The following is a 4683-nucleotide window of genomic DNA, read 5'->3' on the forward strand; positions in this document are numbered from 1 at the left end:
GGGCATCCCCGCAAAGAGGATCTCGACGGGGGTAGCGCCCGCGTAGTACAGCGATACCGCGAACAGGACGAACCCGCCGGCGACGCCGCCGACGATCGCCGGCCCGGTCCGCTCGTTGTACGCGGCGACCAGCGCGATCAGCGCGACGGTCGCGGCGATGGTGAGCCATCCCGCACGCCCCACCGAGAGCCGGGCGATCACGAGGTAGTACAGGAGGAGCCCGAGCGGGACCAGATAGAACCAACCCCGGCGCATGTGCGGGCCGATGTCGAGCAGCTCGCTCCGTGCGAGCCCGCCGATCCCCTCCTTGGCCGCCTCGAAGTGGACCATCACCCACATCCCGAAGAAGAACGCGAGCGCCGGCAGCGTCGCCGCGATGACGACCTCCCGGAACGGGGTCGCCGTGTATTCGACGATGAGGAACGCGGCCGCTCCCATCACCGGCGGGAGGATCTGACCGCCCGAGGAGACGGACGACTCCACCGCACCGGCGAACTCCGGCGAGTAGCCGGAGCGTTTCATCAACGGGATCGTCAACGCGCCGGTCGTGACCGTGTTCGCCACCGACGAACCCGACAACATCCCCATGAACCCGGAGGAGACGACACTGGCTTTGGCCGGGCCACCCTTGCGGGTGCCCGTGATCGAGTACGCGAGATCGATGAACCACTTGCCCGCGCCGGACATCTCCAGAAACGCGCCGAAGAGGATGAAGATGTAGATGAACCGGACCGAGACGCCCACGGGCACGCCGAGGATCCCCTCGACGGTGTACCAGAGGTTCTGGACGATCTGATCCCAGCGGAGCTGTGAGGTCGAGAACGTGCCGAGCCCGGGGACGCCACGGGGGATCAGGTAGCCGTACTTGGCGTACAACAGGAACGCAGCGACGAGCAGCGTGAGCAGCAGCCCGAGCGCGCGGCGCGTCGCCTCCAGCACGAGCAGGATGGCGAGAACACCCATCAGATACGCGAGCGGGTACTCGGCGAACGGCCCCAGTTCTAGCGGGGCGAAGACGGGGTACACCTCACCGAGCGTTCCGGCCCCGCCCAGGCCGCGAACCCGGACCACGTTCGTCACTTCGTCGTACCGGGTGACGTAGTAGAACGTCGGCAGCAGCGAGAGCGCGATAAGTGCCAAGTCGGAAGGTGTGATCCGATCGGAATCGCGGTCGACGAACACCCAGCGAACCGCCCTCCGAACCCGGTCGGCCGCCCGCGTGAGCGGCCCGTCGCCGGACCGGTCACGGAGGACCGACGGGAGCGCCTCGATCCGGCGCGTGATCGGTCCGTTCCCGGTCGATCCCGGGAACAGGAGGAACGCGAGGATCAGCGCGAAGTTGACGTGGATCGCCCGGATCTGCAGCTGGGCGAGCGCCCCGATCCGGATCGTGTCGTATCGGGGGATCGGGATCTCGAAGACGAACCCGCGGGCGGCGATCCACAGCTGGAACGCCGAAAACGTGATCCCGATGACCGCGACCGCGACGGCGGCGGCCCCGCGAAGGGTGCGGCGTTTGTCGATCTCCTCGAACACCTCGTCGGCGGCGGTCGAGGAATCGGGGTCCGGAAGCGACGCGCTGCCCGCGCTGGGGGTGGTCACGACGGCCACCCGAAGCGGTTCTCGATCGTTACCTCCACGGCACCGCCCCCGCTCAGCGCCGTGATGTCGTACCGGTTCTCGCCAACGATCAGGTCGTGGTCTGCGGTCGAACCGGTCATGATACGTAGTGACTCGTATTCTGAACGGGGCGGGTGATATACGTATCGTCCGTCACGGATCGTCACCTCGGCGTGTGACGGCAACCCCGCGCCGAAGGAGCTGAACTCCATCCGGGTCATCACGAGCCGGCCGTCCTCGTGGACGTACACGTCACGCACGAGCGTTCGCTCGACGCTGTGGGTGTATTCGAGCACGACCTCGTCGCCGTCGTGTATCGGGGCGACTACCAGCTCTTGGCCGTCGGTGTCGGTCACGACGACCGTCGGCTCGCCGGCGAGCGTATCGAGGCCGTCGACAGCGAAAAACGCGATACTCAGGGCCACGAGCAGGACGACGCCGACGCCGACGACCGTCGATGCCCGCGACCGGGGGAGCACGCTACTCGAAGTAGCGGGCCGCGCCCTCGTGGAGGTCGATCGACATCCCGTCCTGTGCGGAGTCGCGGTTGATGAAGTCGGTCTTGATCGACAGCCGGTCGACGTTCTCGAAGATGGCCTCGCTGACGTCCTCGACGATGTCCGCGCTGTACTCCTCGCGGGTCGCGATCATCGCCTGCACGGAGACGGTGTCGACGTCGGCGTCGATCCCCTCGTAGGTGCCGGCCGGGATGGTGTCGTCGGCGAACCATGAGGCGTCCGCACGGGCCGCCTCGCGCTCGTCGGCCGACATGTTCAGGATCTCGATGTCCGCGGTCGTCGCGAGCTCCTCGACCGCGCCGACGGGCCAGCCGCCGACGACGAACGCCGCGTCGACGTCGCCGTCGCGGATCTGGTCGGCCGCCTGTGTGAAGTCGGTGTTCTGCTCGTCGAAGTCGTCGGGGGTGATCCCCGCGACCGATTCGAGGATCTGGAGCGCGTTCACCTGCGTGCCGGAGCCAAGGTCGCCGGTGTTGACCGGCCGCCCTTCCAGGTCCGCGAGGGAGTCGATGCCGGCGTCCGGGTCGATGATCACGTGGATCGTCTCCGGATACAGCGTTGCGACGCCCCGGAGGTTCTCGATCGGCTCGCCCTCGAACGCGTCCAGCCCGGTGCCGTTGGCGGCGAAGAAAGCGACGTCGTTCTGGATCAGCGCGAAGTCGGCGTCACCGTTGCCGAGGCTGCCGACGTTCTCGACGGACGCGCCCGTGGAGGAGACCTCCATATTGTAGTCGGTGACGTCCTCGACGATCCCCTCGAACTCGCCGGAGAGCGGGAAGTACGTCCCGCCTGTGCCGCCGGCGTGCCAGCGGATCGTCTCGGTGTCGTCGGCACAGCCCGCGAGGCCGATCATTCCGGCCGCTGCTGCTCCTTTAAGTACTGTGCGCCGGTCGATCCGACCGTCGATCATGTCGTCTTTCATACGACACACCTTAGCCACGTGTGTTGATAACGATTTCCCCTCTGTCCGAGAGAGGCGTTTTTCGCGGGTTTTGAGGCCTGATATCGTCTTTTCGGGCTGGAGAGGGACCCGAGGGGGCGGGCGAATGAAAAGGCCTTTTACCGTGACCGCGGTACGACACGATGAGGGCCGGTAGCTCAGTTAGGGAGAGCGACGGACTCTTAATCCGTCGGTCGCGTGTTCAAATCGCGCCCGGCCCGTGCAACGAGCCGATGAGCGTAGCGAATCGGCAAGTGAACCGGCAGGCACAGTTTTTCCGAGAGCAGTCGCGAGCACAGCGAGCGACTCGGAAACGGTCGGAGTGAGGCGATAAACCGAGACGACCGCGAGAGTCACGGCTCCGCGCCCGGTGCTAACCGTAACCGGGCTATCAGTCGATACTTCAACCCCTGTGACCGTTAGGAGCGTATGAAAGTACCGCGACCACGACGTCCACGGAAGTTCCGGGTGGCTGACTCGGCCCAGCAGATCGTCGGGGGGTTTCTCCTCGCCGGCCCGTTCGTGGTGACCGAGGAGGTCTGGCTGTTAGCGGAGAACATGAGTCTCCTCCAGGCGATCGCGACGATCGGCGTCGTCTGCGGCATCGGATACGCGACACTATATAAAGCGGACACGAACCGGGACCCGTCCGATGAACAGCGGATCGGCAGGGTACCGGTCAGGTTCCTCTCGTTGATGCTGGTCGCGTTCGGATCGGTGACGATCCTGGCGCTGCTGTTCGATGCGCCGGACACGTTCCTCGGATCCGTCGACTCCAACCGCGAGATAGCACTCATCACGTTTAAAGCGATCAGCGTCGGCTCCGTGTTCAGCGTCGTCGGGGCGGCCACCGCCGATAGCGTCTTCTCACGATAGCGCTCCCGATCGGGACGTGTGCCGACTTCGGCGTGACGGAAGCGACCGGCGCGGACCCGCGGATGCGACCGTCGGCTCACCGACTCACCGACGCACCGACCCACCCGTTCATGCCGACCCACCCACGCACACCGACCCACCCGTTCAGACCGGTATCATAACCGATCCCCGTTACACGGATCGCGGAACGATCCCCGATCACACCCCGTTTCGAAGCCTGAGAGAAATCACTCGAGGTTGTTTTTTCACCAAATAGGAATCGGATACAGTTATACGGAGCGGGGGAGAGACGGATCGTGTATGGAGACGAGCCACGACGACGACGGGCGGTGGATCAGTCGTCGGGGGGCGCTCGCGACGATCGGGGGGCTCGCGGGCGTGGGTACCGTCGCCGGCTATCTCGACGCCGGCGGCGAGTCGGTGCGCGTGCTGTCCGCTGGCAGCCTGGCGACGACGTTCGAGGACCACGTTGCCCCGGCGTTCGAGGCCCAAACCGGGATCGCCGTTCACGGCGAGTACTACGGGGCCAACGCCGTGATGCGCATGGTCGAGGACGGGACGAAACACCCGGACGTCGTCGTCAGCGCCGACGCCACGCTGCTCCGCGACCGCCTCTACGACGGGGTCACCGACTGGGACGTCGAGTTCGCGAGCAACGCGGTCGGCATCGCGTACGCCCCGGACGTCCCGCTCGGCCGCCGGCTGGCGGACGGCGAGCCGTGGTACGCG

The 4683-nt window shown here is 66.3% G+C and carries 5 protein-coding genes and 1 tRNA gene; 3 read left to right on the forward strand and 3 right to left on the reverse strand.

What is annotated here, in order from left to right; translation table 11 throughout:
* The 3 genes from ACFQEU_RS11600 to ACFQEU_RS11610 all read right to left on the reverse strand — a co-directional run.
* Nucleotides 1-1602 (reverse strand): TRAP transporter permease (locus ACFQEU_RS11600; protein ID WP_379782302.1); only part of this gene is annotated, 1602 nt, incomplete at its 3' end.
* Complete coding sequence (locus ACFQEU_RS11605) at nucleotides 1599-2099, reverse strand: DUF1850 domain-containing protein (protein ID WP_379782294.1); 501 nt, start codon at nucleotides 2097-2099, stop codon at nucleotides 1599-1601. The genes ACFQEU_RS11605 and ACFQEU_RS11600, both read right to left, overlap by 4 nt.
* Nucleotide 2100: 1 nt before the next feature.
* Nucleotides 2101-3060 (reverse strand): TAXI family TRAP transporter solute-binding subunit, encoded by a 960-nt coding sequence (locus ACFQEU_RS11610; protein ID WP_379782296.1) that lies wholly within the window; start codon nucleotides 3058-3060, stop codon nucleotides 2101-2103.
* A gap of 165 nt (nucleotides 3061-3225) precedes the next feature.
* On the opposite strand from ACFQEU_RS11610, the gene ACFQEU_RS11615 reads away from it, so the two are divergent.
* The 3 genes from ACFQEU_RS11615 to ACFQEU_RS11625 form a co-directional block, all read left to right on the forward strand.
* Nucleotides 3226-3299, forward strand: a tRNA-Lys gene (locus ACFQEU_RS11615).
* A gap of 208 nt (nucleotides 3300-3507) precedes the next feature.
* Nucleotides 3508-3954, forward strand: a complete 447-nt coding sequence (locus ACFQEU_RS11620; protein ID WP_379782298.1) for a DUF2391 domain-containing protein — start codon at nucleotides 3508-3510, stop codon at nucleotides 3952-3954.
* Between the two features lie 300 nt (nucleotides 3955-4254).
* A partial coding sequence (locus ACFQEU_RS11625) for a substrate-binding domain-containing protein (RefSeq protein WP_379782300.1) occupies nucleotides 4255-4683 on the forward strand: 429 nt, incomplete at its 3' end.

It is taken from the genome of Halorubrum tibetense (assembly GCF_042661865.1).
GTDB classification, from domain to species: domain Archaea; phylum Halobacteriota; class Halobacteria; order Halobacteriales; family Haloferacaceae; genus Halorubrum; species Halorubrum tibetense.

Excerpts from the sequence above, each read along its gene's own strand:
- ACFQEU_RS11610 (WP_379782296.1), bottom strand. The coding sequence starts at position 3,060 with ATGAAAGACGACATGATCGACGGTCGGATCGACCGGCGCACAGTACTT.
- ACFQEU_RS11620 (WP_379782298.1), top strand. The coding sequence starts at position 3,508 with ATGAAAGTACCGCGACCACGACGTCCACGGAAGTTCCGGGTGGCTGAC.